The sequence below is a fragment of the Psychrobacter sp. JCM 18901 genome (assembly GCF_000586435.1).
In the GTDB taxonomy this organism is placed as follows: domain Bacteria; phylum Pseudomonadota; class Gammaproteobacteria; order Pseudomonadales; family Moraxellaceae; genus Psychrobacter.
In genome coordinates this window covers 11,806-37,609 of sequence record NZ_BAWH01000027.1, presented here as the reverse complement: position 1 = coordinate 37,609, position 25,804 = coordinate 11,806, and the positions used below count along the sequence as shown (strand labels likewise).

Here is a 25,804-nt window from a genome sequence, read left to right as displayed (position 1 = left end):
GTATATTTAGTCAAATTTAAGACAAAAAAAGCTCCAATTGAATTGGAGCTTTTTTATGGAATATGTCTTAGGTATAAAACTAGTCACGATCAACCAATTCTACATAAGCCATTGGCGCATTGTCACCATCACGGTAACCGCATTTTACGATACGCAAATAACCACCTGGACGCGTCTGGTAACGAGGACCTAACGTGCCAAATAATTTGCCTACCATAGCTTTGCTACGCATACGGCTGAATGCTAAACGACGGTTAGCAACGCTGTCTTCTTTAGCCATAGTGATCAATGGCTCGGCAACGCGACGTAGTTCTTTAGCTTTTGGTAAAGTTGTTTTGATCAGTTCATGCTCAAATAATGAGTTAGTCATGTTCTGAAACATTGCCTTACGATGACTGCCGGTACGACCCAGCTTGACTCCACTCTTACGATGGCGCATAGTCAAAAATCCTTAAAGTTTAACGGCTACGATAAGAAAAGCGATCATCAACACGTAAATCAGCTGGTGGCCAGTTATCTAGGCGCATACCGAGCTCTAAATCTTTAGACGCTAATACGTCCTTGATTTCTGTCAATGATTTCTTACCAAGATTTGGGGTTTTTAGAAGTTCAGTCTCTGAACGCTGTACCAAATCACCGATATAGTAAATGTTTTCAGCTTTCAAGCAGTTGGCTGAGCGAACCGTTAGTTCAAGATCGTCCACAGGGCGTAATAGCACCGGATCAACCTCTTCTTTCTCTTTCACAGGCTCAGGCGCTTCTTCAGCTTCTAGGTCAACAAAGATAGAAATCTGTTGTTGTAAAATAGTGGCTGCTTTACGAATTGCTTCTTCTGGATCTATAGTGCCATTAGTTTCAAGCTCAATGATAAGACGATCAAGATCAGTACGCTGCTCTACACGAGCGTTCTCAACCTGATAAGCAACACGAAGCACAGGACTAAAACTTGCATCAAGCTTTAAGCGTCCAATTGCTTTCGTATCACCATCTTCACGGCGCTGGTTTGCTGGCTCATATCCACGACCCATCACTACACGCAAACGCATCTTAAGATGACCACGATCGCTCAATGTACCCAAGACCAATTCTGGATTGATGATGTCAACATTGTGCGGCAACGCGATGTCTGCAGCAGTAATAGTGCCTGGACCTTGTTTATCCAAGGTCAAAAATACTTCATTTTGGTCATGAAGCGTAATTGCTAAGCCTTTTAGGTTCAAAAGCAAATCAAGTACGTCTTCTTGCAGGCCTTCAAGCGTTGAGTATTCATGGTCAACACCATCAATCTCAGCTTCAATGACTGCAGCACCAGGTAATGAAGATAACAAGATGCGACGCAAAGCATTACCTAGGGTATGCCCAAAGCCGCGTTCTAACGGTTCGAGCGTGACTTTCGCAATCGTTTCGTTAACCGTATCCACATTAATGGCATTCGGCGTTAGAAACTCAGTTGCATTTAGCATCATGATGTCACCTCGATTTATTAAACTGGTTTAATTAACGTTAATTGCTCAATGCCATTTTCATAACATTGAGCATTACGTCATTACTTAGAGTATAGCTCAACGATCAAGCTTTCGTTGATTTCAGCAGGTAGATCAATACGATCAGGCGCATGTTTAAACGTGCCTTGTAGTTTGCTGTGGTCAACATCAAGCCATTCTGGAATACCACGTTGTGTCGCTAATTCGATAGCGTTTTTAATACGTAGTTGTTCGCGAGATTTCTCTTGGATAGCGATGACATCACCATCTTGAAGCTGAATTGAAGGAATGTTCACACGAACAAACTCATCACGGCCAGCTTTTTTTACCATAACAGTACGATGACTGACTAGCTGACGTGCTTCTGCGCGAGTTGAGCCAAAGCCCATGCGATATACAACGTTATCTAGACGGCTCTCAAGCATTGCTAGCAAGTTTTCACCAGTAGCGCCACGCTTACGAGCAGCTTCTTTATAGTAGTTCGCGAATTGACGCTCTAGTACACCATAAATACGCTTAACTTTTTGCTTTTCACGCAACTGTAGAGCATATTCTGAGGTCTTGTTACGGCTTACGCCATGCTGACCTGGTGGACGACCAGCTTTCTTCGTTTTTACGTCATACGGTTTAACGCCAGACTTAAGGCCTAAATCCGTACCTTCACGACGTGATAATTTCAGTTTTGGTCCAATATAGCGGGCCATTGTTATGTCTCCTATAAGCTTTTAGTATAAAAAGCTTCGTCTTTAATATTAGACGCGGCGCTTTTTCGGCGCACGGCAACCATTGTGTGGGATTGGGGTTACATCAGAGATGCTGTTAACTTTATAACCCAATGCACCTAGTGCTCTTACCGCAGACTCACGACCCGGTCCTGGTCCCTTGACCAAAACATCGATATTCTTAACACCATATTCTTGGGCCGCTTTACCAGCGACTTCAGCTGCAACCTGAGCTGCAAATGGTGTAGATTTACGTGAACCACGGAAGCCTTGTCCACCTGAAGTGGCCCAAGCCAATGCATTACCTTGACGATCGGTAATCGTAACAATGGTGTTATTAAAAGACGCATGGATATGGGCAATGCCCTCCGATACTGAACGACGAGCCACCTTTTTGCGACTGCGAGTGTCTTTTGCCATCTTTTAGCTTCCTAAGTTAATTATCTTTTGAGAGGGCGTGTCGGACCCTTACGAGTACGAGCGTTGTTCTTGGTGTTCTGACCTCTAACTGGTAGGTTACGACGATGACGGATGCCACGGTAACAACCAAGATCAACTAAACGCTTGATGTTCATTGAAACTTCACGACGAAGGTCACCTTCAGTCATGTAGTTTGCAACTTGTGCACGGATAGCATCTAACTGTGTATCATCTAACTGACTGACTTTAGTAGTAGGGGCGATGCCAACTGCTTCTAAGATTTTCTGAGCAGTGGTACGACCTACACCAAAGATGTAAGTTAGTGAAATAACAGCATGCTTATTATCCGGAATGTTTACGCCGGCAATACGAGCCATTGATTTCTCTCCATTAAAGAAAAATAAGCGTTATCTAGCGATAAGGCTTTACTCTTCAGATTTGTTGCTGTTAATACTAGAGCTTTTATAGTCATTATCGATGTTTTGACTATAAGTCTGCTCATCGATTCTATTATAAAAGATTTTGTATAAACACGGCAAGTGGCGGATGATATCGCATCCGCCGTTATTTTTCAAGTATTAATTTAATTAGCAGTGAAAACTAGATGTTTTCTAATACTAAATATTAACCTTGACGTTGCTTGTGGCGAGGTTCTGCTGTACAAATAATATGTACACGGCCTTTACGGCGCACAACTTTACAGCTACCACAAATCTTTTTAACTGATGCTTGAACTTTCATAGCATGCTCCTTGAAATATCGTACCGCTCATTTAAGGTTGAGTGGGCGATTGAATTAACGTCTGATCATGATATTGATGGGTCATCAAATGCGCTTGAATCTGCGAAATGAAGTCCATTACCACAACCACCATAATCAGTAAAGACGTACCACCGAGTTGAAACGGCACACCAAACGATGACTGGACGACCATTGGCATTAAACAAATAACCGTCATATACATCGCGCCAATAAAGGTCAGTCGGTTTAATACATGATCGAGGTAACGCTGAGTTTGTTGTCCTGGGCGAATACCTGGGATATACGCACCACTACGTTTAAGGTTCTCTGCTACTTCACGCGGACTAAATACCAATGCCGTATAAAAATAACAGAAGAAGATAATCATTGCGCCAAACAGTACTAAATATAGCGGCTGTCCTGGAGACAACACTAATGCCATATTTTGAAGTATTTTCTGTACAAAGGTAGGATCAGTCGATTGACCGACCCACTGCCCTAAACTTGCAGGAAACAATAACAAAGAACTGGCAAAAATAGCTGGGATAACCCCTGCCATATTTAGCTTAAGCGGCAAATGTGATTGCTGCTGAGCATAAATTTTGCGACCTTGTTGCTGTTTTTGTGCATAGTTCACAGGAACACGGCGTTGAGCACGTTCAATATAAACGATACCCGCAGTAACCGCGATACCTAGCAATACAAAAATAAATAGCACAATCAAGTTCATCTGACCTTGATTGACCTGTTCAATAGACTGCGAAATCATACCTGGCGTACCAGCCACAATACTCGCAAAAATGAGCATTGAAATACCATTACCTACGCCGCGCTCTGTAATCTGCTCACCAAGCCACATTAAGAACATTGCGCCTGCTACCAAAGAAGTAACAGCTGGAATATAAAAAGTAAGACCAGTAGATAAAGTAAGGTTTTGGCTAATTAAGCCGGCACACATTCCTAATGACTGTACTAGGGCTAGAGCAAGCGTTCCCTGACGGGTGTACTTGTTTAGCTTACGTCGTCCCGCTTCACCTTCTTTTTTTGAGGGCTTCAAGCGATGGCAATACTGCAGACATCATCTGTACGATAATCGATGCTGAGATATATGGCATAATACCAAGTGCCATAATGGACATACGCTCTAGCGCACCACCTGAGAACATATTGAACATGCTCAGAATGGTGTTTTCGTTGCGCGAAAACAGATCAGCCAAATTAACTGGGTTAATACCCGGAACTGGAATATGTGACCCTAAACGATAAACAATCAATGCGCCGATTAAAAATAATAAACGCGTCCATAGCTCATCATACTTACGTATAAATGCGAATGGATTAAGCGGTATACCAGCCGATGACATTGATTGTTTTGACACGTTACTACTCCTCGATGCTACCACCAGCAGCTTCGATAGCTTGCTTTGCACCTTTAGTCACTTTAATACCTTTGAAAGTATAAGCTTTAGTGACTTCGCCTGATAGCATTACACGAGCACGTTTCATATCGTGACGGATAAGGTTAGCAGCTTTAAGTGTTTCAAGCTAACTACATCGCCTTCAATTTTATTCAGTTCAGAAAGACGTACTTCAGCAGTCTTCATAGCCAGTTTACTGGTAAAACCAAATTTTGGTAGACGACGATATAGAGGCATCTGACCACCTTCAAATCCTGAGCGAATGCTAGAACCTGAACGAGATTTCTGACCTTTTACACCACGACCACCAGTCTTACCAAGACCTGAACCGATACCACGACCACGACGTTGAGCAGTTTTCTTTGCGCCAACACCTGGTGATAATTCATTTAATCTAAGACCCATTACGCTTCCTCCACTTTTACCATGTAGTTAACGCGATTGACCATACCACGAGTCGAAGGAGTATCTTCTACTACTACAGTATGATTAATACGGCGTAAACCCAATCCTTTCAAGCTCGCTTTGTGGCTCTTTAGGCGATGGGCACCCGATTTAAATTGAGTGACTTTCATTTTTTTCATCGTAACTCACCTAGTCTAAGTTAACCCAAGATTTCGTCTACAGATTTACCACGTTTAGCTGCCATCTTCTCTGGAGTTGACATATCACGTAAACCGTTAAACGTTGCGCGAACAACGTTAGCAGTATTGGTAGAACCATAACATTTAGTCAAAACATCTTTGACACCAGCAACTTCTAATACAGCACGCATTGCGCCACCAGCGATTACGCCAGTACCTTCAGATGCAGGTTGCATGTAGACTTTACTAGCACCATGACGTGCTTTGATTGGATGATGCAAAGTTGCATCATTTAGCTCAACAGTAATCATATTACGTTTGGCAGCTTCTAGTGCTTTTTGGATAGCAGCTGGCACTTCACGTGCTTTACCGCGACCAAAACCTACACGACCATTGCCATCGCCCACTACAGTCAATGCAGTGAAAGAGAAAATACGACCACCTTTAACAACTTTCGCTACGCGATCAACGGTAACTAAGCGTTCTACTAGACCGTCAGTCTGTTCATTTTTATCATTTTTATCATTTCTAGCCATGATTAAAACTCCAATCCGTTTTCGCGAGCAGCTTCTGCTAAAGCTTTAACTCGACCATGATATTTGAAACCACTACGGTCAAAGGCAACTTTAGTAATGCCAGCTGCTTTTGCGCGTTCTGCGATCATTTGGCCTACAGACGTTGCTGAATCAGCATTACCAGTCGCGCCTGAACGCAAGCTGCTGTCTAAGGTAGATGCCTGAGCAATCACTTCACCACCATTTGGAGAGATAATCTGGGCATAAATATGTTTTGACGTGCGGTTAACCGTTAAGCGATGAACGCCTAAGAAACGGATATGTGCGCGTGTTTTCTTAGCTCGACGCAGACGAGCTGCTTTTTATCAAACATTTCAACTCACCTTATTTTTTCTTAGCTTCTTTGCGAATCACATGCTCGTCACTATAACGAATACCTTTACCTTTGTAAGGCTCAGGTGGGCGGAAACCACGGATGTTGGCGGCTGCTTGACCAAGCTGCTGTTTATTGTTTGATTTCAAAACAATTTCAGTTTGCGTTGGCGTTTCAGCTGATACACCTTCAGGTAACGTATACTCTACTGGATGAGAATAACCAACGTTCAAGGTTACTTTGTTACCAGTAACTTGCGCGCGATAACCAACACCAATTAACTGAAGACGTCTTTCAAAGCCTTCGTTTACGCCAGTAACATAGTTATTAACAAGAGCGCGCATGGTGCCAGTGTGCATCATAGCTTCTTTTGAATCGACTGTAGGTGAGAAAATGATAGCATCATCTTCCTGTTTCAGCTCGACCAATTCATGCAGGCGTAAAGACATAGAACCGTTCTTGCCTTTAACTTCGACCTGCCGATCGTTCAAAGTAACGCTTACGCCGTTTGGCAGCGTCACTGGGGCTTTAGCCACACGAGACATAGGAATATTCCTTAAAAAATTTAACTTCTTTATATTAGCGAAAAAAACTAACAGGCTAAAAAGCGTGTTAGTTTAGCATAGTTGACTGTGTTAGACATCTATCAATTCGAAATAATTTAATATTACTCAACCGATAGAAGCCTAACAACTATCAAATAGACTTCATCGTCGTATAGCTTACGCTACAAATGCGACGATTTCACCACCGATACCAGCAGCGCGTGCAGCACGATCGCTCATGATACCTTGGCTAGTAGATACGATAGCAACACCCATACCTTGCTTAACAGTAGGGATAGCGTCTTTACCGCGGAACTGGCGTAAACCAGGACGGCTATAACGTTGGATAGTTCGATGACAGCACGGCCTTCGAAATATTTCAATTCAATAGTAAGGGTTGCTTTGTTGTTTTCTTCTTCAGCAACAACAGCGCTAGCCACATAACCTTCGCTAACTAATAAATCAGCAATTGATTTACGTAATTTAGAGCTCGGCATTGCTACCGATACTTTGTTAGCCATTTGTGCGTTACGGATACGGGTTAGCATATCCCCAACGGTATCTTGCATACTCATATAGTTACTCCTTACCAGCTTGCTTTACGAACACCAGGCACATCGCCTTGCATGACACGCTCACGCAGCATATTGCGTGACAAGCCAAACTTGCGGAAGTAACCGTGAGGACGACCGGTGATAGCACAACGATTACGCAGACGTACTGGTGATGAGTTACGTGGAAGAGCTTGTAGCTCTAACATCGCTTCCATACGAGTTTCGTCACTTGCAGTCATATCACTGATAGTTTCTTTTAGCTTGATACGCTTTTCAGCATATTTAGCAACCATTTTTTTCGCGCTTTAATTCGCGGTTAATCATGCTCTTCTTTGCCATAACGTCTTTACCTTATTTAAATGGGAAGCCGAATGCTTTAAGCAACGCACGACCTTCTTCATCAGATTGAGCTGACGTAGTGATTGTCACATCCATACCACGGATACGATCAATCTTGTCAAAATCTACTTCTGGGAATACGATTTGTTCTTTGATACCCAATGAGTAGTTACCACGTCCGTCAAAGGCTTTAGGTGAAAAACCGCGGAAATCACGAATACGAGGAATTGCAATGGCAACGAGACGATCTAAAAATTCGTACATTTGCTCACCGCGTAGCGTTACTTTACAGCCAATTGGCCATTCTTCACGAATCTTAAAGCCAGCAACTGATTTACGCGCTTTGGTGACAACAGGTTTTTGACCAGCAATCGCGGTCATATCAGCTACAGCACCTTCCAACAATTTCTTGTCTTGAGACGCGCCGCCTACACCCATGTTAAGTGTGATTTTAGTGATTTTAGGCACTTGCATCACATTTGCCAAACCAAGCTCTTCTTTGATTTGCTGCTTTAGTTCATCGTTATATAAAGATTTTAATCTTGCCATTACCATTACACCTTAGTGTCTTACGCAGTCGCCACTACTTCACCGCTTGAACGATAGACGCGTTGTTTCTTGCCGTCTTCGCCAAACTGATAAGTAATACGGTCTGCTTTTTGGGTTTGCGCATTTAAGATTGCGACATTTGAGATATGCAGAAAAGCTTCTTGCTTAAGAATGCCACCTTCAACGCCAGTTGCCTGATTTGGCTTCTGATGTTTGGTAACAATGTTAATGCCTTCAACTTTAATACGATCGTTTTTTTACAGCTTGTACAGTACCTTGCTTGCCTTTGTCTTTCCCAGCAATCACGATAACTGTATCGCCTTTACGTAATTTTGACATGGATTACCTCACAATACTTCTGGTGCTAGTGATACAATTTTCATAAACTGATCACCACGTAGTTCACGAGTTACCGGTCCAAAAATACGAGTTGCAATCGGCGCTTTGTTTTGGTTCAACAATACCGCAGCATTGTCATCAAAACGTAACACAGAACCATCAGGCGACGAACGCCTTTTTTTGGTACGTACAACTACTGCATTCATCACGTCGCCTTTTTTTAACACGACCACGCGGAATGGCTTCTTTAACCGTTACTTTAATAATGTCGCCAACTGATGCATAACGACGATGAGAACCACCCAGTACTTTAATGCACTGAACTCTTCTTGCACCGCTATTGTCTGCAACTTCCAGCATTGACTCAACCTGAATCATAGCGTTACTCCACACGTATGAGCAATAAAAACCAGTTGCTGCCGCTAGCACAGTATGAGTAGACGGCATTTTAATATAAATAACCGCGACTTACTCTTAATGTGAGTGATATACGCTCGGCGCAATCAGCATCCTTAAAAAGGCGGCTATTTTAACAGCTTCTGGCTTTTAATGCAATTTACTTAGATTTTTTCTACTTTTTCAACCACATCAACCAAAGTCCAAGACTTGGTTTTTGAGATTGGACGCGTTTCTTTGATACGGACAAGATCGCCTTGTTGGCAAACATTATTCTCATCATGTGCTTTGATTTTTGTAGAACGACGAAGCTGCTTGCCATACAAAGGATGACGAACCAGACGCTCAATCAAAACTGTGATGGACTTATCCATCTTGTCGCTAACAACTCGACCTGTCAATACGCTAGCATTGGTAGTTGTTTGATTGTTATCGCTCATGAGTCGCCTCGTTGTTTCTCGTTAATCAAAGTCTGAAGCTGAGCAATCGTGCGACGATTGTCACGTACTTCATGGGTATTACCCAACTGACCAGTTGCTTTAGCCATACGAATACGGAAAGCATCAAGTTGCTTTTCATCAAGTAACTGGGTCAGTTCTTCTAATGATTTATCACGTAATTCACTGATCTTCATTACATTATCGTCCGCTTAACAATGGTAGTTTTAAAGGGCAGTTTTGCTGCAGCAAGCGTGAAAGCTTCACGTGCAAGCTCTTCTGGTACCCCTTCAATTTCATATAGCACTTTACCAGGTTTGATTTCGCATACCCAATATTCTACTGGACCTTTACCTTTACCCATACGTACTTCTAATGGTTTATTAGTAATCGGTTTGTCAGGGAATACACGAATCCAAATCTTACCGCCACGCTTAATTTTACGAGTGATGGTACGACGTGCTGCTTCGATTTGACGAGCTGTCATACGACCACGCGTCAATGATTTTAGACCAATTTGTCCGAATGCAACGGTGCTTCCACGATGAGCTAGCCCAGTGTTACGACCTTTGTGCATTTTACGAAACTTGGTACGTTTTGGCTGTAACATAGTTTAACCTCTGTCTGAGTTTCGACGGTTTCCACGACCACGGCGTTTTGGCGCACGAGTCTGCTCTTCTTTGACGGGATTATATACACTGTTCATACCGTCAAGGATTTCGCCACGGAAAATCCAAACTTTAACACCGATGGTGCCGTAAGTTGTCTCTGCACGAATTGACGAGTAGTCAATATCAGCACGGAGTGTATGCAATGGCACACGACCTTCACGGTACCATTCACTACGAGCAATCTCAGCACCGCCTAGACGGCCAGACAGCTCAACCTTGATACCTTTAGCACCAGAACGCATGCTGTTCTGTACCGCGCGTTTCATCGCACGACGGAACATAACACGACGCTCAAGCTGGCTACCGATGCCGTCTGCTACCAAACGTGCATCAAGGTCAGGTGACGTGATTTCTTCAATGTTGACCTGAGCAGGCACGCCCATAATTTTGGTCAATTCTTTTTGAAGTCTTTCGATATCTTCGCCTTTCTTACCGATAACAATACCAGGACGCGCAGTGGCGATGGTAATCTTAGCAGCGCCAGTAGGACGCTCGATCATGATGTTGCTGATCATAGCGTTGTCTAGCTTTTTGCGTAGATATTCACGAACTTGAATGTCGTTGATTAGGTATTCTGAGTATTGTTTAGGGTTAGCATACCAGTTTGCGTTATGCTTTTTTTACAACACCAAGACGAATTCCGATTGGATGTACTTTTTGACCCATAACTTATTCTCCTACCTTTATAGTGATGTGACAAGTACGCTTGCTGATACGATCAGCACGGCCTTTGGCACGTGGTAGGATACGTTTTAGCGTAATGCCTTCATCAACATAGATAGTAGCGACTTTTAGGTCGTCAATATCTAAGCCGTGATTATGTTCGGCATTGGCGATGGCTGAGTTAAGGCATTTCTTAACAAACACAGCGCCTTTTTTTATTGCTATACGTTAGGATATCCAAAGCACGCTCAATAGATTTGCCACGAACTTCATCAGCAACGAGTCTAACTTTTTGTGCCGATATGGCGGCACCGCGTAATTTTGCAGTTACTTCCATGGTAAGCACCTTATCTCTTAGCTTTTTTTGTCAATGCCGTGACCACGATACGTACGAGTCGGGGCAAATTCACCTAGTTTATGACCAACCATCTGCTCGCTCACGATAACCGGTACATGAGTACGGCCGTTGTGAACAGATAAAGTTAGGCCAACCATTTGTGGCAGAATCATCGAGCGGCGCGACCAAGTCTTAATTGGCTTGCGTGAGTTGGTGTCTAATGCATTCTCAACTTTAGCAAACAAGTGCGCGTCTATGAATGGACCTTTTTTTTCAATGAACGAGGCATGAAATTCTTCCTTTATTTCTTCTTGGCGCGACGGCGGATGATCATGTTGTCAGTACGCTTATTGTGACGCGTTTTAAGTCCTTTAGACTTCTGACCCCAAGGGCTGGTTGGATGGCGACCTTTGTTACGACCTTCACCACCACCGTGTGGGTGATCAACCGGGTTCATAGCGACACCACGAACAGAAGGACGAACACCACGCCAACGTGAAGCACCGGCTTTACCAAGTGATTTCAAGTTGTTTTCAGTGTTAGAAACTTCACCAATAACAGCGCGGCAATTTACGTGTACACGGCGAGTTTCGCCAGAACGCATACGTAGAATAGCATAAACACCGTCACGACCTAGTAACTGAACGCTAGCACCCGCAGAACGAGCCATCTGTGCACCTTTACCGATTTTAAGTTCGATATTGTGAATCACAGTACCCAATGGGATGTTTTTAGCGGTAAGCAGTTACCTGGACGAATTGGAGAAGTCTCGCCTGACATTACTGTATCACCAACTACTTGTTTCTTAGCAGCGATAATGTAACGACGTTCGCCATCAGCATACTTAAGTAGAGCAATATGAGCAGTACGGTTAGGATCGTATTCAATACGCTCTACCGTTGCTGGGATATTGTCTTTAGTACGTTTGAAATCGATAATGCGATAATGTTGCTTATGACCACCGCCAATGTGACGAGTAGTAATGCGGCCATTATTGTTACGACCACCTGACTTGCTTTTTGATTCTAGAAGTGCTGCAAACGGACGACCTTTGTACAGGTGTGGATGCACTACTTTTTCAACAAAACGACGGCCTGGTGATGTTGGCTTTGCTCTTACGATAGGCATGAGTGTAATCCTTATTCGTTATTCGCTGTTTCACTAGTAGAATCAGTAGTATTCGCTACTTCTTCACCAGCATCAGCCATTTGTACATCTTGACCAGCTTTTAAGGTAACATAGGCTTTTTTTGTAGTCGTTACGACGGCCGATGCTTTTACCAAAACGCTTTGTCTTACCTTTAACATTCAAAGTGTTTACTTTAGTAACTTCAACACCTTCAAACATCAACTCAACTGCTTTCTTGACTTCAAGCTTAGTAGCATTAGAATCAATTTTAAATACCTGCACACCAAGTGAGTCGCCAAGCATTTGAGATTTTTCTGAGAATACAGGCCCTCTTAAGACCTGATAAAGTCTTGCGTTATTCATGCTAGTGCTTCCTCAAATTGTTTCGCAGCTTCAACTGACATGATCACTTTATCAAATGCGATCAAGCTCACTGGGTCCACTTCATTTGTACCAAGTACATTGACGTGTGGAATGTTGCGAGCAGCTAAGTATAAGTTTTCATCAACTTCTTTAGTAACGATTAGTGCACGAGGTGCATTCAAATCGTTTAACTTAGCAATCAGTTCTTTGGTTTTCGGCCCAGAAACGCTCAACTCTTCTACCAAAATCAGACGCTCTTGACGAATCAATTCTGCTAGGATGCACTGCATCGCACCGCGATACATTTTACGGTTTACTTTCTGTGACCAATCTTGTGGTTTTGCAGCGAATGCACGACCACCTGAACGCCAGATTGGGCTACGAATAGAACCCGCACGAGCGCGACCAGTACCTTTTTGGCGCCATGGCTTAATACCACCGCCAGAAACTTCGGCACGTGTTTTTTTGTGCGCGTGTACCTTGGCGAGCACCAGCTAAATAAGCGGTGACGACTTGATGCACTAGTGCTTCGTTGAATTCACGACCAAATGCCGTATCAGAAAGCTCAACCGCCGCACCTGTAACTGTTTTTAAATCCACGTTAATCCCCTTGCTTAGGCTTTGACTGACGGACGTACGATAACATCGCCACCGGTGGCACCTGGGATAGCACCCTTGATGACAAGTAACCCTTTTTCGGCATCAACCGAAATCACTTCTAGGCCCTGAACGGTAACACGTTTGTTACCCATCTGACCCGCCATCTTCTTGCCTTTGAATACTTTACCTGGTGACTGGTTTTGACCAGTTGAACCATGCGCACGATGAGACACTGAGTTACCATGAGTAGCATCTTGCATACTAAAGTTGTGACGCTTAACAGGGCCTTGGAAACCTTTACCTTTGCTCTGTCCTGTCACATCAACCATCTGACCTTGTTCGAACAAGTCAGCTAGAATCTCGCCGCCAATCTCACGACCTTCAAGATCGCTTTCGTTGGCACGGAATTCCCAAACACCACGGCCAGCTTTAACACCAGCTTTAGCGAAGTGACCCTTTTGTGCAGCTGTTACGCGGCTGTCACGACGAGTACCTGTGGTAATTTGGATGGCTTGATAACCATCTACATCAGTATTTTTTTACTTGAGTAATGCGGTTTGCATCGACCTCAACAACTGTTACAGGGATAGATGCGCCTGTTTCAGTGAAGACACGGGTCATGCCGCACTTTTTACCGACTAAACCGATCGCCATTTTAGACCTCTTTATATCTTATATTAATGGGTTGGGTGTTTAATGTGCATTAACCCAAAGCAATTTGAACGTCAACACCCGCCGCTAAATCTAATTTCATTAGCGCATCCACAGTTTTGTCAGTTGGCTGAACGATATCAACCATACGCTTATGAGTACGGATTTCGTACTGGTCACGAGCGTCTTTGTTAACGTGTGGTGAGGTTAGAACGTTGAAGCGCTCAATGCGAGTCGGCAACGGTACAGGACCACAAACTTGCGCACCGGTGCGCTTTGCAGTATCAACAATCTCTTGTGCAGATTGATCAATCAGACGATGATCAAAAGACTTAAGACGGATACGGATTCTCTGGTTAGCCATGCCAGCAAGCTCCTAATATGTGCCTTTGTCATTCTTGCGTCGCAAGACCATGATCAAAAGCAGTTTGGTTAAATATTCACTTAAAGCGGCCTTCTGTTCTTAACCAGAATGAGTTCTTTATCCGAACTTATAGCGTGCCAAAAGCAAAATAGTTTAAAGCCCCGCCGACCCTCCTATTAATTGGAAAGTAGCAAAGGCATAATGAAATAGTGCTAGAAACGATGCTCTAGCTGTCATAGCGCCAGCTTTTTTTATTCAGCTGCGCATATATAATTCAGTGGTGTATATTATACATAGTATTTTAGGTATTGCAAGAGCAATCTCTAGTCTCATTAGAGATGTTCCATCTTATACTGGCTACTAATCACACGAATATTTTCATCTAAAATTATTATTTGTTTTAAATAATATTAATCTAAAACAATATCATACTGCTCTTGAGTGTATAGATTCTCTACATCAAAAGTAATGACTCTACAGTAGATACTCTAAATCGGCTACTGTGTCTGACTCTGTTGTAAGCAGTAAATCAATGACTGCCGCATGAGCCACCACTGTGAACTTTTTGGGAGAATTATAAGTGCGGGCGCAGCGCATAATCTCACGAAAAATTTCAAAGCAAACGGTCTCTGCCGTCTTGACAAACCCTCGTCCTTGACAAGTTGAGCACGGCTCACAAAGCTGCTGACCCAATGATTCACGCGTGCGCTTGCGTGTCATCTCTACTAGTCCAAGCTCACTGACCTGCGTAATCTTGGTTTTTGCATAATCTTGAGTAAGCTGCGCCTGCAAGCTCTCTAGCACGTCATCTTTATGCTGTTGCTCAAGCATATCGATAAAATCTAGAATAATAATGCCGCCTAGATTACGTAAGCGCAACTGTCGAGCGATAGCATGTGTGGCTTCTAGATTAGTTTTATAAACCGTATCCTCTAGTGAGCGACCGCCTACAAAAGAACCTGTATTAACATCAATCGTCGTCATAGCTTCGGTCTGATCGATAATCAGATAACCGCCAGACTTTAGATCGACACGGCGCTTTAGTGCGTCACGTAAGTCATCTTCTACACGGTGTACATCGAATAGCGACTGCTCAGCGGTATAATGCACGATTCGGTCATAGACGAATGGAACAAACTCTTTGGCAAAATATCTGACTTGCTCATAAATCTGCGTATTATCAATGATGACTTTTTCGGTATCAGCGTGAACCAAGTCACGGATAGAACGTAATGGTAATGACAGTTCTTGATAGATCAGCTCTGAGCTCTGATGATGATTAATCTCTTGACGACGAGCACAGATAGTACGCCACAGCTGCAATAGGTAGTAAATGTCCTCTTCTAGCTTATCGACAGGAACGCGTTCGGCTGCAGTACGGGCAATCAGTCCACCTTTTAGATTGACCGTCTGCATCAGGCTACTAAGCTCAGTCTTTAATCGGCTACGCTCTTCTTCACCATCGATACGCTGCGATATGCCAATATGATCACTCGATGGCAAATATACTAGATAACGTGATGGTAGTGAGATATTGGTCGTTAGACGAGCACCTTTGCTTCCTAACTGATCTTTGGTTACCTGTACCAGAATACGCTGACTTTCATGCAGACGATGCTGAATCAATGTTTTAGACGCTGGTACTATTTCTGTGCTTTGCGCACTGACAATAGGCGGTGTCACAGCCAAGCTATCAGCAGCAGCATTGGTAGTCGCATCGTCCTCATTTATCTCGTGCTTAGTGGCCTTAGCCGCTTTGTTTTTTTCTGCAACGGGGCGTGGTTCACGCTGCATATCGTTGACATGTAGAAATGCGGTCCGTGATTGACCAATATCTACGAAGGCTGCCTGCATACCAGGAAGGACACGTACGACCGTCCCCAGATAGATATTGCCGACCAACCCCAGTTTGTGATGTCGTTCAATATAAATCTCGCCCAAAATACCATTGTCTAAAACCGCAACACGGGATTCCATTGGACTAATATTAATCAGCAGCTCTTCGGACATAGTTTTTTTCTCTTATCTCTCAGCTTTCTTATTAGACGGTCATCGCCTATTAGATTGACAGTGTAACAAATGCGACTTGCTCTTGCCCATTACCCTACCGTGTCATTATGTGCATATCCCATTATAACGGGTTGACTGTGTCCATACTGCCTTCTGTCATTTCTTTGATTAGTGCCAGTGTTTGTGCCAGTGGCAGACCAACGACATTGGTGTAGCTACCATTAATACGACTGACCCATGCCGCACCCAGTCCTTGAATGCCATATCCACCAGCTTTATCAGCGGGTTCGCCACTGTCCCAATAGTCGCTCATCATCTGTGTCGTCAGAGGTATAAAAGTCACTTCCGTACGCTCAGTAATTCGCTGTTGGTTGATAATTTGCAAGCACTGTGTAGGTTCTGAGGGGCTTCGTTCTACTTTGGGCAATAGCTGTACTTGAGTCGCTTGAACGGCAGTCCATACTTCGTGGACGTTATCAGACATACGCTGCCACATACTATATGCGTGCTCGCGATTGACGGGTTTGACCAATACTGTCTTACCATCCGACAGTACACCGATGGTATCAGAAGTCAAAATAATAAACGGTGAGGTAAGGCTATCGTGATTTACTTGAGAGGTGTCGCTTAATTGTTGTATCGCGGCATCGGCTTTGGTTGCGACCATGCGTTCGATATAGTCTGTTGGCGACTCATTATCCAACGGCGTCTCATCGATATCTATACTTAAGATAGTAAAATCTAATTGCGCTCTTTCTAGTAGCTCACGACGACGCGGAGAGCCAGATGCCAAAACGATATCCATCGATATTCTCTTCATTTATAAATTTATGATGTATGTGGTCATACAGTCTTGTGAACAGAGCAAACTAATCTATCAATCAGAGTAATAGCTATAGCTAGTGACTCATTAACGCGAAAACTTGCGCAAAGCAAACAGTACGAGTGGCCAGCTAATGATACTCATAAATAATGACAAAGCAGACTGGGCGACAAAGACGTTTTGAATAAACATCTGTAGTATCCATAGATTTAACTGAAAGACAATCAGCCCTAGACTAGCAATTAACCAAGCGCTAACGGTATTCAACTGTCTGACGTAGATACTGGTAATTTTGATAACCAGTGCAACCACAACAGCGGCGAAAGCTTGCTGTCCTAAATGGGTATCCATCAATAAATCAGCAATCAGTCCAACCGTAAACGCGGTAAAAATACCCACATAGCGCGGCTGAAACAGTAACCAATAGATCAACACCATGATCATGACCATGGGACGCAGTGTGGCCATGCTTGGGCTTAATGGATAGACATTGAGTGATGATGCAGCGATGAAACTCAGAACAATCACAACTATCAATAGTACCGTGGCATTCTCAGAATCAGGATACGACATGGGTACTTACCTTAGCGAGTGTTTGATGGTTGCTGTTATATTGTTGATTGGATATTGGCAAGGTGAATACCATAAGTGGAAAGAACTTTAAAAAGTTACTACTGTGACTTACGTCATTATCTATGGAGCCATAGCAGCAGCATTGTTCTCATTTAGCAGCTTGTCTTGAAGTATTAATACATAGGCATTGTCGATAAAGTTGGCTGCTGGAGTAACTTCGATGGTTCTAAAGTTATCGGTTTGCTCGTCTTTGACATGCGCGATACGCCCTACTCGATAACCTGCCGGAATACGTCCGCCCAATCCTGACGACACTAGCTCATCACCTACCCGCACATCCGATGTTTTGAAGACGTAATTGAGACTTAATGAAGATGGGATACCTTGGCCTGTAACGATGGCGCGCTGACCAGTACGCTTAACAGTAACCGCAACTGACTGCTGCTCATCTGTAATCAACAACAGACGCTAGTATTCGGGTAGACATTGATAATCTGTCCTAATACACCGTCTTCATCGATGACCGTTTGCCCAACTTGTACGCCATCTTGCTCACCTTTGTTAAGCACCACAATCTGTCTGAGCAAATTGGTATCTGTACCGATGACTTGCGCCAAATTAAGATCAAACTGCTCAGGCTTGGTGGTAGATAAGATGCCTTGCAGGCGTGCGTTCTGTGCCAAGATATAATCTTGTTGTTGTAGCTTGGCATGCGCATGTATCAATTGCGACTTTAGCTGCATGTTTTCGCGACGCAATGCTTCTTTTGATTGCAGACTACCACCTGCAATGCTTGGCATAGCTTGGTAATAGAGACAGCTCATAGATTGGCTGCATGGCGGCATGACTGGTGCTACGTACTGGCTTAAACCAATCAGAGTTTTTGCTATCAAACCACATCAAAATTAAGGCTGCTATCAATACGATAACAGTCTTACGAAGTGATAACGGCTGGCGCGCAAAAATACTTGGAGTCATAAGTCGTCTGATTTAAGGATTCTAAAATGAACAATAGCACTTATTTACAGCATGAGTGTTTATCGAGGATATTGGGTTCTAGCATAAATGAATGCAATTAAAGGTAGCACAATCGGCTACCTTTAATTTTATATATAGTCAATTTTCTATAAATTAGATACGGTGTCAGTCTCGCTCAGCATACGACTTATAGTACTTTCGCTCGGCTTCCTTATATCCAAATTATATTGAACCGACTATATTTATAGTTTCATCATTCACATACATCATCATATATTGCCAAGGCTACAAGGCAATTAAGGATAAAGATGACTTAAACAAAAATCATGTTTAAACTTTTGTTATTGATGAAATCAAGCGCGATACCACCGCCACGACTAACGCAGGTTAGTGGGTCTTCTGCTACCGTCACTGGCAAACCAGTCTCTTGTGAGATAAGTTTGTCTAAGTCACGTAATAGTGCGCCGCCACCTGTCAATACAATGCCACGCTCAGCAATATCTGATGACAACTCTGGCGGAGTCTGCTCAAGTGCTACTTTTACAGCGCTAACAATACCGCTCAATGGATCAGTCAACGCTTTTTGTACTTCTTCTGAATTGACAGTAAAGGTCTTTGGCACACCTTCTGCCATGCTACGACCACGAACTTCCACTTCTAGCTGGCTGTCTTCATTCAATGCAGAACCGACTTCTTTTTGATGCGCTCAGCAGTCGTTTCACCGATGACACAACCATGCGTACGGCGTACATGAGTGATGATCGCTTCATCAAACATATCGCCACCGATACGAATCGACTCAGCATATACGCAACCAGACAGTGCGATAACAGCAATCTCAGTTGTACCACCACCGATATCCACCACCATAGAACCACTGGCTTCATGAACTGGCATACCAGCACCGATTGCCGCAGCCATTGGCTCTTCTAGCAATAGTACTTTGCTAGCACCTGCTGATGACACTGCCTCACGAATCGCCTTGCGCTCAACTAGAGTAGACTTACATGGTACACAAACCACGACGTTAGGCTGTGCCATAAAACGCTTGGCTTTTACTTTAGCGATAAAGTGCTTAAGCATTTTTTTGCGTCACTTCAAAATCAGCAATCACACCATCTTTTAACGGGCGAATCGCTGTGATGTTCGCAGGCGTACGACCTAGCATCTGCTTGGCATCGATACCAACAGCGGCGACGGTCGGGTTCTGAGTACGATTGCTTCGTAACGCGACCACCGTAGGCTCGTCAAGCACGACGCCTTTATTAGGAATAAAAATTAGGGTGTTCGCAGTACCGAGGTCGATAGCGATATTATTTGATAAAAATCCAAACAGGTTCATGACTAATATATCCAGCGTCTTACGAATGAGGCGAATGAGATTGACTGAGGTGTTACTCGTCAGTGTTGAGCAGGTCGTCGTTAAACATTACTTGTGGCAACAGTTAATCATCCCAACAAGTCAAAATCCAAGCAATAATGATGAAATGAAAAAAACTGAGCTAAATTATACCGATTTAGCTCAAAAAAAACATAGATATTTGCATCAGTAAGTAAGGATTTTTGTCTTAGACGCCAAAAGTTGTTACAAAGTTTGAAATAGTAGTGAATATCATTCAACTCAATGAAACATCATTTAATCTGATAACTAACAATGCCCTACAGGCAGATGAATGTTTTGCTTAATAGCAGATGCATACTGTAACGTATTTTAGAAGCTAATTGGAGAGCAATTAAGGAACAATGATGAATTAGGGGGTCAGTTTTGCAATTCTCTGTAAATCATTGTGTCTTAATTGGCATTATGGCTTGGATGACACCATATCTTATTTAATATTACGTCTTTATCAATTCAGTCTCTTGGTTGAGATTGTGCATCAATCAAGCGTCATGCTCTGTAAACTTGAGTCAGATGCTTTATAATAAGCCCACTGATTATTTATATCTATTTTAGTTGTTTCTATTTTAACGCTTACGTATTTTCGTTTTCGTAACCAACTACTCTAACAAAAACTGTCCTTAACTGGAGAAACTATGTCTCAGCAGCCAGCAACGTCTGACAGCAACGTCAGCCGTGAAGAAATCCTAGAAGTTGCCAACCTTGCCCGCTTAGGTGTCGATGAAAGTACAGCCGATAGCTATGCTGATGATATCAGTAAAGTATTAAAACTGATGAATACGCTGTCTAACGTTGATACGACAGACATCAAGCCACTAGCCAATATTCATGAAGCTTGCCAAGAGTTGCGTGCTGATGTGGCAAAACACGATATCAATCGTGAGCGTAATCAGTCAGTCGCACCTGCCGTAGAAGAAGGCTTGTATCTAGTGCCTCAGGTGATTGAATAATAGTGGCTGAATAATACAATCACGCATTTGCCATTATCTCATTTTATTTTATGCTATTAACATTTTGACGGACGACACCTTATGTCTGAACTTCATTTATTAAGTACCGAGCAGCTCATTACTGGCTTGCAAAACAAACAATTTAGCAGCGCAGAATTAACTGAACACTACATTAAGCGTATCGATGCGCTAGACAGCAAGATTAACAGCTTTATCACTCATACTTCTGAGACAGCACGCGCACAAGCAAAAGCGGCAGACGAGATGCGTGCACAAGGCGACCAACGTCCACTACTTGGCGTACCAATGGCGCACAAAGACATCTTTTGTACTCAGGGCGTACTGACCACTTGTGGCTCAAAGATGCTACATAACTTTGTCTCGCCATATGACGCGACCATCGTTTCTAACATCGACAAAGCTGGCATGATTAGCTTAGGTAAACTCAATATGGATGAGTTTGCGATGGGCTCAGACAACAGTAGCTCATACTACGGTACAGTACAGAACCCTTGGAACCTAGAGCGCGTTCCTGGTGGCTCGTCAGGTGGTAGTGCTGCCGCCGTTGCCGCTGGTTTTGTCCCTGTTGCTACTGGTAGTGATACGGGTGGCTCTATTCGTCAGCCTGCTTCATTTTGTGGCCTAACAGGTATCAAACCTACTTATGGCCGTGTGTCACGCTTTGGTATGATTGCCTACGCTTCAAGTCTAGATCAAGCAGGTAGCATGGGGCGCAGCGCTAAAGATTGCGCCTATCTGCTCCAACCAATGATTGGTCATGATCCACGCGATGCAACTTCTATCAAATACGAGATGCCTGACTACGTACAAGATATCAATGATGCCCAAGCTGCTGCTGGTGACAAACCATTTGCTGGCTTACGTATTGGTGTAGCCAAAGAATACTTCGGTACAGGGCTTGATAGCGAAGTTGAGCAAGCAGTACGTGCGGCTCTGAAGAAATATGAAGAGCTTGGTGCAACGATTGTAGAAGTGAACATCACTGATCCTGAAATCACGCTTGCCACTTACTATATGCTAGCGCCTGCCGAAGCATCATCGAACCTATCACGCTTCGATGGCGTACGTTTTGGTTATCGCTGTGAAAACCCAACGGATCTGATCGATCTATACACACGCTCACGCTCTGAAGGCTTTGGCCTGAAGTACAGCGCCGTATCTTGACGGGAACTTATGCGCTATCTGCTGGCTATTTTGATGCTTACTATACTAAAGCACAAAAAAATCCGCCGCTTAATCGTCAAAGACTTTGATGAAGCATTTGCTAGCTGTGATGTGATTGCTAGCCCAACCGCACCGACGGCAGCTTACAAGCTTACTGACAACCTAGATCCTGCAACGATGTATTTAGGTGACGTTTATACCATCGCGGTCAACCTAGCAGGTCTACCTGCCCTCAGTCAGCCAGTTGGTTTGACGACTGAAGGCCTACCTATTGGCTTGCAATTAATCGGTAAGCACTGGCAAGAGAGTCAACTGCTCACGACTGCACATCTGTTCCAGCAGCATACCGATCATCACCTACAACACTCTACCATCGCAAAGGAGACGGTATAATGAGTACAGTTACTACTGATAACAATGCCGTCCGTGAACACGCCGTGCGTAAAGAGCTATTTGTCGATGGCTATGAAGTGGTCATCGGTATCGAGATTCACTGCCAGCTAAATACGGAAAGTAAGATCTTCTCAAGTGCGCCGACTGACTTTGGTCATGAGCCAAACAGTCAAGCAAGTATCGTCGATTTGGGTTTGCCTGGCGTATTACCAGTGTTAAATGCTGGTGTGGTCGATCGCGCATTAAAATTCGGTATCGGTGTCAATGCTGAGCTGGGTCTGTTCAATACGTTTGACCGTAAAAACTACTTTTACCCTGATTTGCCTAAAGGCTATCAAATCACCCAGATGGCCAATCCTATCGTGGGTGAAGGCTATATCGATGTCGTCGTCAACGAAGGCGAAAAGAACGAATATCCTAAACGTATGGGTATCACTCGCGCACATCTAGAAGAAGATGCAGGTAAATCTGTCCATGATGCTGTCGACGGTATGACAGGTGTGGATTTGAACCGTGCTGGTACGCCACTAATCGAAATCGTCTCTGAGCCAGATATGCGCTCAGCTCACGAAGCATTGGCCTACATCAAAGCCATTCATCAGCTAGTCACATGGCTAGGTATCTCAGACGCAGTGATGGCCGAAGGCTCATTCCGCTGTGACTGCAACGTCTCTGTGCGCAAGCCAGGCGCTGACCTCGGTACGCGTACTGAGCTAAAAAAACCTAAACTCGTTCCGCTTTATCGAACGTGCTATCAATCGTGAAATCGAACGTCAAATCGATATCTTAGAAGATGGTGGCAAAGTCGTACAAGCAACGATGCTATATGATCCAGAGCGTGATGAAACGCGTACCATGCGTACCAAAGAAGACGCCAACGACTATCGCTACTTCCCTGATCCTGACCTACTACCTGTCCGTATCGAGCAGCATACGGTTGATGCGATCAAAGCAGCGATGCCAGAGCTACCAGTTGCTCGTCGCGCACGCTTTGAAGAAGCGCTTGGTCTTTCAGAATATGACGCGCGTATCTTAACTGGTAGCCGTCAGCTAGCCGATTATTTTGAAGCAGTGGTCGCAGAAATTGGTGAGTCAGATGCCAAAATGGCTGGCAACTGGGTCATGGGTGACTTGCTCGGCGCCCTGAACAAAGATGACACCGACATCATCGACTCCCCTATCAGTGCCAAACAATTGGCTGGCATGCTCAAGCGTATCAAAGATGACACGCTATCTGGCAAACTGGCTAAAAAAAGTCTTTAGTGCTCTATACGAGCGCGAAGGCGGCGATGGCGATGATGCAGCAGATAAAATCATCAAAGATAAAGGCCTCAAACAAGAAACCGATACTGGCGCTATCAAAGCCATCGTTGAAGAAGTCATCGCAAAAAAATGAATCGATGGTCGAAGAATATCGCGGCGGTAAAGAAAAAGCCTTTAACGGTCTGGTCGGTCAGGTCATGAAAGCCAGTCGCGGTAGTGCTAACCCACAGCAAGTGAACCAAATTCTAAAAGAATTATTGGGTTAATATTGGCTGCTAAGCGATTATACTGACTATGCTATGCAGAATAATATTGTAGAGTTTGGCTGCTATAAATAGCCCTTGCAATATACATAATTTTGCGTAAAATAGTCAGTCACTCGGGGCGTAGCGCAGTCTGGTAGCGCACTACACTGGGGGTGTAGTGGTCGCAGGTTCAAATCCTGCCGTTCCGACCAAACATAATATTAGGGCAGACCGTCATTGACCGTCTGCCCTTTATTTTGGCCACTTATAGGCTAAACATCCTCCATAGCCCTCTATCGTAAAACGTGGTAATCCATGTAAAATTGCGGTATATTTTACGGTATATCTTATACCGTCATGGAAATATACCGTCATGTCCCTAACTGATAGCCAAATCAAACGCCTTAAGCCATCCGATACTTGTACACCAAGCCGACCTGACAAATATAGCGACGGTAATAACCTACGCTTATGGGTGCGTAGCACTGGCAGTAAGGTATGGGTATCTGACTACAAGTATGCTGATAAACGTCAAAGCCTGACGATTGGAAAATATCCAGCGATGAGCTTAGCTGATGCTCGCCAGCGCAACCAACAAATCAAAGACCTAATAGCACAAGGCATTAATCCTAAGCAGGATAAAAAGCGCTTGCAAGCAGATACCGACGGCACCAAAACATTTGATGCTTTAGCGCAACGCTGGCACAAAGAGCGAAAACCCCACATTGCACCTACTACTCATAGTCGTGACTATTCACAGTACCAGCGCGATATTAAGCCTACTATTGGTCATCTGAACATAGATGAGATTACCGCGCCTGATATTCTTGCTATTGGCAAAGCTGTCGAAGCAAGGGGCGCGACTGACATGGCGCGACGCGTAATACGTCAAACAGGCAGATATTCAAACAAGCTATACGCGAGGGCTTGATAACCCATAACCCAGCCAATGACTTAACGGAAGCTTTGCAGCCGCATAAGGTTAAGCACCATAGCCGCATAACCAGTCAACAGTTACCTAAATTACTTCGAGATATCGATGCGTATGGCGGCGACATCCTGGTCAAGCTAGGTTTTTGGTTCATGTGCTATACGTTTGTGCGAACACAAGAGCTTCGTCTTATGGAATGGTCGGAAGTAGATTACAAGGCCAAGATATGGCGCATACCGGCCGAGAAGATGAAAATGGATAGACCTCATCTAGTACCACTCGCGCCACAAACAATGAAAATATTGCAAGAAATTAAAGCGATGGGCTTTTCAGATAAGTATGTGTTTTTTTAATACGACAACGCGCAAACCTTACAGTACCAATGCTTTTATTACTGCCCTATGGCGCATGGGCTATAAAGGACGTATGACTGGTCACGGATTTCGAGGGCTTGCCAGCACAACTCTACATGAGCAAGAGTTTATGCACGAAGCAATAGAGCTACAGCTGGCACATGAGAAAGAGAACAAAATAAGTAAAGCTTATAACGGAGCGCAGCATCTGCCTTATCGAACAGACATGATGCACCAATGGGCAAACTTCATCGATGATGCTTACGCTGGCAAGATTGATAACGTCATTCATCGCAATTTTAAAGAACAGACACAAAAGCTGAGTTAGTGCTTAGCTATAACAACTATGCAAGGCTAGGACTAATTACCCGAACGTCAGCTATTCACACCCTTATGCTGTCACTGCCTTGCTCCTATTTTTGATTTAAGGGTGAAAGGGTGTGAATATGAGATATTTAAATTTAGCTCAAACTCTAAAAAAATTACAAAGCATACCTGCATCTTATCA

The 25,804-nt window shown here is 43.8% G+C and carries 22 protein-coding genes, 1 tRNA gene and 18 pseudogenes; 8 read left to right on the top strand and 33 right to left on the bottom strand.

Features of this window, described 5'->3' with window-relative positions; genetic code table 11:
- Positions 1-79 precede the first annotated feature (79 nt).
- From rplQ to TT11_RS15270, 33 genes and pseudogenes are all read right to left on the bottom strand, one after another.
- Positions 80-439 (bottom strand): 50S ribosomal protein L17, encoded by a 360-nt coding sequence (rplQ, locus tag TT11_RS15430; protein ID WP_021813387.1) that lies wholly within the window; start codon positions 437-439, stop codon positions 80-82.
- A 19-nt stretch (positions 440-458) separates the two neighbouring features.
- Positions 459-1,466, bottom strand: coding sequence for a DNA-directed RNA polymerase subunit alpha (gene rpoA / locus TT11_RS15425; protein WP_021813386.1), 1,008 nt, complete (start codon positions 1,464-1,466; stop codon positions 459-461).
- A gap of 80 nt (positions 1,467-1,546) precedes the next feature.
- The gene (rpsD, locus tag TT11_RS15420; protein ID WP_057758723.1) at positions 1,547-2,188 is read right to left on the bottom strand and encodes a 30S ribosomal protein S4; all 642 of its coding nucleotides are present in this window, start codon (positions 2,186-2,188) and stop codon (positions 1,547-1,549) included.
- Positions 2,189-2,236: 48 nt separating this feature from the next.
- On the bottom strand, positions 2,237-2,626 hold the full coding sequence (gene rpsK / locus TT11_RS15415; RefSeq protein ID WP_010196728.1) for a 30S ribosomal protein S11: 390 nt from the start codon (positions 2,624-2,626) through the stop codon (positions 2,237-2,239).
- A gap of 20 nt (positions 2,627-2,646) precedes the next feature.
- Entirely contained in the window at positions 2,647-3,003 is a 357-nt protein-coding gene (gene rpsM, locus TT11_RS15410; protein WP_021813384.1) for a 30S ribosomal protein S13, read from the bottom strand.
- Between the two features lie 247 nt (positions 3,004-3,250).
- A complete protein-coding gene (gene rpmJ, locus TT11_RS15405) occupies positions 3,251-3,367 on the bottom strand; it encodes a 50S ribosomal protein L36 (protein ID WP_010196721.1) in 117 nt (38 codons plus the stop codon).
- A 31-nt stretch (positions 3,368-3,398) separates the two neighbouring features.
- A pseudogene (secY, locus tag TT11_RS15400) lies at positions 3,399-4,731 on the bottom strand (preprotein translocase subunit SecY).
- Between the two features lie 19 nt (positions 4,732-4,750).
- A pseudogene (rplO, locus tag TT11_RS15395) lies at positions 4,751-5,190 on the bottom strand (50S ribosomal protein L15).
- The gene (rpmD, locus tag TT11_RS15390) at positions 5,190-5,369 is read right to left on the bottom strand and encodes a 50S ribosomal protein L30 (protein WP_057758718.1); all 180 of its coding nucleotides are present in this window, start codon (positions 5,367-5,369) and stop codon (positions 5,190-5,192) included. Before rpmD ends, rplO begins: the two are co-directional and overlap by 1 nt.
- 20 nt (positions 5,370-5,389) lie before the next feature.
- Positions 5,390-5,905 carry a 30S ribosomal protein S5 gene (gene rpsE, locus TT11_RS15385; RefSeq protein ID WP_057758716.1) on the bottom strand — a complete coding sequence of 172 codons (516 nt, stop codon included), beginning with the start codon at positions 5,903-5,905 and terminating at the stop codon, positions 5,390-5,392.
- A gap of 2 nt (positions 5,906-5,907) precedes the next feature.
- Positions 5,908-6,234 (bottom strand): 50S ribosomal protein L18, encoded by a 327-nt coding sequence (gene rplR, locus TT11_RS15380; RefSeq protein WP_261871061.1) that lies wholly within the window; start codon positions 6,232-6,234, stop codon positions 5,908-5,910.
- Positions 6,235-6,268: 34 nt separating this feature from the next.
- Positions 6,269-6,802, bottom strand: coding sequence for a 50S ribosomal protein L6 (gene rplF / locus TT11_RS15375; protein WP_057758710.1), 534 nt, complete (start codon positions 6,800-6,802; stop codon positions 6,269-6,271).
- 177 nt (positions 6,803-6,979) lie between these two features.
- Positions 6,980-7,377: pseudogene (gene rpsH, locus TT11_RS15370) on the bottom strand (30S ribosomal protein S8).
- Positions 7,378-7,388: 11 nt separating this feature from the next.
- Positions 7,389-7,695, bottom strand: a pseudogene (gene rpsN, locus TT11_RS15365) (30S ribosomal protein S14).
- 12 nt (positions 7,696-7,707) lie between these two features.
- A complete protein-coding gene (rplE, locus tag TT11_RS15360) occupies positions 7,708-8,244 on the bottom strand; it encodes a 50S ribosomal protein L5 (RefSeq protein WP_101204865.1) in 537 nt (178 codons plus the stop codon).
- A 20-nt stretch (positions 8,245-8,264) separates the two neighbouring features.
- Positions 8,265-8,583: pseudogene (gene rplX / locus TT11_RS15355) on the bottom strand (50S ribosomal protein L24).
- A gap of 8 nt (positions 8,584-8,591) precedes the next feature.
- Positions 8,592-8,961 (bottom strand): annotated as a pseudogene (rplN, locus tag TT11_RS15350) (50S ribosomal protein L14).
- A 182-nt stretch (positions 8,962-9,143) separates the two neighbouring features.
- On the bottom strand, positions 9,144-9,419 hold the full coding sequence (rpsQ, locus tag TT11_RS15345; protein WP_102094163.1) for a 30S ribosomal protein S17: 276 nt from the start codon (positions 9,417-9,419) through the stop codon (positions 9,144-9,146).
- A complete protein-coding gene (gene rpmC / locus TT11_RS15340; RefSeq protein ID WP_102094164.1) occupies positions 9,416-9,613 on the bottom strand; it encodes a 50S ribosomal protein L29 in 198 nt (65 codons plus the stop codon). The genes rpsQ and rpmC overlap by 4 nt, the downstream gene beginning before the upstream one ends.
- Entirely contained in the window at positions 9,613-10,026 is a 414-nt protein-coding gene (gene rplP, locus TT11_RS15335; RefSeq protein ID WP_010196693.1) for a 50S ribosomal protein L16, read from the bottom strand. The genes rpmC and rplP overlap by 1 nt, the downstream gene beginning before the upstream one ends.
- A 3-nt stretch (positions 10,027-10,029) precedes the next feature.
- Positions 10,030-10,753 (bottom strand): annotated as a pseudogene (gene rpsC / locus TT11_RS15330) (30S ribosomal protein S3).
- 3 nt (positions 10,754-10,756) lie between these two features.
- Positions 10,757-11,087 (bottom strand): annotated as a pseudogene (rplV, locus tag TT11_RS15325) (50S ribosomal protein L22).
- A gap of 17 nt (positions 11,088-11,104) precedes the next feature.
- Positions 11,105-11,376 (bottom strand): annotated as a pseudogene (gene rpsS, locus TT11_RS15320) (30S ribosomal protein S19).
- 12 nt (positions 11,377-11,388) lie between these two features.
- Positions 11,389-12,215, bottom strand: a pseudogene (gene rplB, locus TT11_RS15315) (50S ribosomal protein L2).
- Positions 12,216-12,226: 11 nt separating this feature from the next.
- A pseudogene (gene rplW / locus TT11_RS15310) lies at positions 12,227-12,578 on the bottom strand (50S ribosomal protein L23).
- Positions 12,575-13,178, bottom strand: a pseudogene (rplD, locus tag TT11_RS15305) (50S ribosomal protein L4). Before rplD ends, rplW begins: the two co-directional pseudogenes overlap by 4 nt.
- Positions 13,179-13,192: 14 nt before the next feature.
- Positions 13,193-13,832: pseudogene (gene rplC, locus TT11_RS15300) on the bottom strand (50S ribosomal protein L3).
- 49 nt (positions 13,833-13,881) lie between these two features.
- A complete protein-coding gene (rpsJ, locus tag TT11_RS15295; protein WP_010196670.1) occupies positions 13,882-14,193 on the bottom strand; it encodes a 30S ribosomal protein S10 in 312 nt (103 codons plus the stop codon).
- A gap of 410 nt (positions 14,194-14,603) precedes the next feature.
- Positions 14,604-16,203, bottom strand: a pseudogene (locus TT11_RS15290) (ribonuclease E/G).
- A 121-nt stretch (positions 16,204-16,324) separates the two neighbouring features.
- Positions 16,325-17,008: a nucleoside triphosphate pyrophosphatase gene (locus tag TT11_RS15285; protein ID WP_261871058.1), complete on the bottom strand. Its 684-nt coding sequence runs from the start codon at positions 17,006-17,008 to the stop codon at positions 16,325-16,327.
- A 105-nt stretch (positions 17,009-17,113) separates the two neighbouring features.
- Entirely contained in the window at positions 17,114-17,599 is a 486-nt protein-coding gene (gene mreD, locus TT11_RS15280; RefSeq protein WP_057758689.1) for a rod shape-determining protein MreD, read from the bottom strand.
- 120 nt (positions 17,600-17,719) lie between these two features.
- A pseudogene (mreC, locus tag TT11_RS15275) lies at positions 17,720-18,577 on the bottom strand (rod shape-determining protein MreC).
- A 313-nt stretch (positions 18,578-18,890) separates the two neighbouring features.
- Positions 18,891-19,919 (bottom strand): annotated as a pseudogene (locus TT11_RS15270) (rod shape-determining protein).
- 40 nt (positions 19,920-19,959) lie between these two features.
- Between TT11_RS15270 and TT11_RS15265 the strand changes: the two are divergent.
- From TT11_RS15265 to TT11_RS15230, 8 genes and pseudogenes are all read left to right on the top strand, one after another.
- The gene (locus tag TT11_RS15265; RefSeq protein WP_261871057.1) at positions 19,960-20,130 is read left to right on the top strand and encodes a hypothetical protein; all 171 of its coding nucleotides are present in this window, start codon (positions 19,960-19,962) and stop codon (positions 20,128-20,130) included.
- A 481-nt stretch (positions 20,131-20,611) separates the two neighbouring features.
- Positions 20,612-20,926, top strand: coding sequence for an Asp-tRNA(Asn)/Glu-tRNA(Gln) amidotransferase subunit GatC (gatC, locus tag TT11_RS15260; protein WP_057758683.1), 315 nt, complete (start codon positions 20,612-20,614; stop codon positions 20,924-20,926).
- An 81-nt stretch (positions 20,927-21,007) separates the two neighbouring features.
- A pseudogene (gene gatA, locus TT11_RS15255) lies at positions 21,008-22,504 on the top strand (Asp-tRNA(Asn)/Glu-tRNA(Gln) amidotransferase subunit GatA).
- Positions 22,504-24,033 (top strand): annotated as a pseudogene (gene gatB, locus TT11_RS15250) (Asp-tRNA(Asn)/Glu-tRNA(Gln) amidotransferase subunit GatB). The pseudogenes gatA and gatB overlap by 1 nt, the downstream one beginning before the upstream one ends.
- 114 nt (positions 24,034-24,147) lie before the next feature.
- Positions 24,148-24,224 (top strand) — tRNA-Pro (locus TT11_RS15245).
- A 161-nt stretch (positions 24,225-24,385) separates the two neighbouring features.
- Positions 24,386-24,943 (top strand): integrase arm-type DNA-binding domain-containing protein, encoded by a 558-nt coding sequence (locus tag TT11_RS15240; protein WP_261871056.1) that lies wholly within the window; start codon positions 24,386-24,388, stop codon positions 24,941-24,943.
- Positions 24,940-25,296: a tyrosine-type recombinase/integrase gene (locus TT11_RS15235; protein ID WP_261871055.1), complete on the top strand. Its 357-nt coding sequence runs from the start codon at positions 24,940-24,942 to the stop codon at positions 25,294-25,296. Before TT11_RS15240 ends, TT11_RS15235 begins: the two co-directional genes overlap by 4 nt.
- Positions 25,283-25,624 (top strand): hypothetical protein, encoded by a 342-nt coding sequence (locus tag TT11_RS15230; RefSeq protein ID WP_261871054.1) that lies wholly within the window; start codon positions 25,283-25,285, stop codon positions 25,622-25,624. The genes TT11_RS15235 and TT11_RS15230 overlap by 14 nt, the downstream gene beginning before the upstream one ends.
- Positions 25,625-25,804 lie beyond the last annotated feature (180 nt).

Coding starts and splice junctions, on each gene's coding strand:
- rpsD (WP_057758723.1), bottom strand. CDS start 2,188: ATGGCCCGCTATATTGGACCAAAACTGAAATTATCACGTCGTGAAGGT.
- rpsJ (WP_010196670.1), bottom strand. CDS start 14,193: ATGGCTAACCAGAGAATCCGTATCCGTCTTAAGTCTTTTGATCATCGT.
- rpoA (WP_021813386.1), bottom strand. CDS start 1,466: ATGATGCTAAATGCAACTGAGTTTCTAACGCCGAATGCCATTAATGTG.
- rpsQ (WP_102094163.1), bottom strand. CDS start 9,419: ATGAGCGATAACAATCAAACAACTACCAATGCTAGCGTATTGACAGGT.
- gatC (WP_057758683.1), top strand. CDS start 20,612: ATGTCTCAGCAGCCAGCAACGTCTGACAGCAACGTCAGCCGTGAAGAA.
- rplE (WP_101204865.1), bottom strand. CDS start 8,244: ATGGCAAGATTAAAATCTTTATATAACGATGAACTAAAGCAGCAAATC.
- rpsM (WP_021813384.1), bottom strand. CDS start 3,003: ATGGCTCGTATTGCCGGCGTAAACATTCCGGATAATAAGCATGCTGTT.
- rpmD (WP_057758718.1), bottom strand. CDS start 5,369: ATGAAAAAAATGAAAGTCACTCAATTTAAATCGGGTGCCCATCGCCTA.
- TT11_RS15230 (WP_261871054.1), top strand. CDS start 25,283: ATGTGTTTTTTTAATACGACAACGCGCAAACCTTACAGTACCAATGCT.
- rpsE (WP_057758716.1), bottom strand. CDS start 5,905: ATGGCTAGAAATGATAAAAATGATAAAAATGAACAGACTGACGGTCTA.
- rplF (WP_057758710.1), bottom strand. CDS start 6,802: ATGTCTCGTGTGGCTAAAGCCCCAGTGACGCTGCCAAACGGCGTAAGC.
- mreD (WP_057758689.1), bottom strand. CDS start 17,599: ATGTCGTATCCTGATTCTGAGAATGCCACGGTACTATTGATAGTTGTG.
- TT11_RS15240 (WP_261871056.1), top strand. CDS start 24,386: ATGTCCCTAACTGATAGCCAAATCAAACGCCTTAAGCCATCCGATACT.
- rpmC (WP_102094164.1), bottom strand. CDS start 9,613: ATGAAGATCAGTGAATTACGTGATAAATCATTAGAAGAACTGACCCAG.
- rplQ (WP_021813387.1), bottom strand. CDS start 439: ATGCGCCATCGTAAGAGTGGAGTCAAGCTGGGTCGTACCGGCAGTCAT.
- rpsK (WP_010196728.1), bottom strand. CDS start 2,626: ATGGCAAAAGACACTCGCAGTCGCAAAAAGGTGGCTCGTCGTTCAGTA.
- TT11_RS15285 (WP_261871058.1), bottom strand. CDS start 17,008: ATGGATATCGTTTTGGCATCTGGCTCTCCGCGTCGTCGTGAGCTACTA.
- rpmJ (WP_010196721.1), bottom strand. CDS start 3,367: ATGAAAGTTCAAGCATCAGTTAAAAAGATTTGTGGTAGCTGTAAAGTT.
- rplP (WP_010196693.1), bottom strand. CDS start 10,026: ATGTTACAGCCAAAACGTACCAAGTTTCGTAAAATGCACAAAGGTCGT.